Here is a 1,419-nt window from a genome sequence, read left to right on the forward strand (position 1 = left end):
ACCACATCCCCCGCGCGCCCGCGCCAGCGCCCGGGGCCATCCGGTGTCAACGTCCACACCCGCTGCTGGCGCGTGCCGTCGCTGTAGAGAAAACGCTCGTCGAGAATCAAAGCATCGCCCTCGCGTCGGCTGGCGATATCCACCTCAAAGCGCTTGGCCACTTCCCCCGAACGCTTCTGGAATATGCCCCAGGCCTTGACGGGTTTGCTGAAGAAGCGCTCCAGGTCCAACTGCGGTTGCTGGTCGGCGTAGTGGTCGACCTCGACGTTGCCGCAACTGCACAGGCTCAATACCAGAAACAGTGAAACCAGTAGGCGTGCCATGGACAGGCTCCTTGATCGTGTGGGGCGTAGTGTCGACGTTCAAGGGGTGATAGTTGTACATAAAAATATATTTGTACAGGTTTTTAGTGGGCGCTATTTTTGGAGGCTGGAGAGGTATGGAAGCGCTGAACCCAAATTTCACTCATAAAAAAACCGGCCACCAAGGGCCGGTTTTTTACATCCCCCGTCAAAACCATCCTGACGCGAGACCTATATCTGAGTGGAGCGGGTGAAGGGAATCGAACCCTCGTTATCAGCTTGGGAAGCTGGAGTAATGCCATTATACGACACCCGCTCAGAGCGGCTGACTTTGTACCAGATGTGCGCCGGGATTTGAAGTTTTTCTTCGAAAAATGTGCAGGTTGCGTGTGTTTGCGTAGGCGGCGGGCCGACCGACTGTAGGCGCGGGCATGCTCGCTCCTACGGTCGGCTGTGTTTCAGAGTGCAAAGGCATGCTGCGTCTGGCCCTGGTGATAGCGCAATCGGCTGGTCTGCCGCGCAGGTTTCAGAAAGCCCACCACGGCGTCCCGGCTGTCCCGGCACGCGGCTTTGTGTTCCATGTCCAGAAAATGCCCGGTGGCCTGGATTGTGCTGAAGCTGCTGTTCGCCACGTATTGCCCGAACAACTGGGCATCCTCGGCGCTGGTGTATTCGTCCCATTCGCCGTTCAAAAACAGCACCGGCACGCTGATCTGGCGCGCGGCCTTGATGTAGCACAGCCGGTCGCTGTTGAGGACGTGGCTGATGTGGAAGTGCATCTGCCCGTACTCGTGCTCGGCCAGGCTGCTGACGTGGCGGTAGTTGAAGCGCTTGAACAGCGACGGCAGGTGTTTGCCGATGGTGCTGTTGACGAGGTGGCCGACGCGGTCGCGGTCGAGGTTGCCGAGGTAGTCGACACCGCGTTCAAGGTAGTCGCGCATGGGCGCGTTGATCACCGGCGAGAAGGAGCTGATCACGGCCTTTTCCACGCGGCGCGCACACGTGGGCGAGGGTGCGGCTGATAAACAGCGCTGGCTCGATGCTGTCGATACTCATCGGGTCGCTGACCTGACGGTGCAGCAGGAAGGTCTCGCGCACGTGGTCGAGCAGCATGATG

At 59.3% G+C, this 1,419-nt stretch carries 1 protein-coding gene, 1 tRNA gene and 2 pseudogenes; all 4 read right to left on the reverse strand.

Translation table 11 applies throughout. The features are described 5' to 3' along the window. A partial coding sequence (locus tag L9Z73_RS30510) for a DUF3833 family protein (protein ID WP_247408679.1) occupies window positions 1-323 on the reverse strand: 323 nt, incomplete at its 3' end. Between the two features lie 221 nt (window positions 324-544). Beyond that, window positions 545-618, reverse strand: a tRNA-Gly gene (locus L9Z73_RS30515). Between the two features lie 142 nt (window positions 619-760). Next, window positions 761-1,297: pseudogene (locus L9Z73_RS30520) on the reverse strand (alpha/beta fold hydrolase); the annotation flags it as partial. After that, window positions 1,293-1,415: pseudogene (locus L9Z73_RS30525) on the reverse strand (hypothetical protein); the annotation flags it as partial. The pseudogenes L9Z73_RS30525 and L9Z73_RS30520, both read right to left, overlap by 5 nt. Window positions 1,416-1,419 lie beyond the last annotated feature (4 nt).

It is taken from the genome of Pseudomonas emilianonis (assembly GCF_023072625.1).
Taxonomy (GTDB): Bacteria; Pseudomonadota; Gammaproteobacteria; order Pseudomonadales; family Pseudomonadaceae; genus Aquipseudomonas; species Aquipseudomonas paraveronii.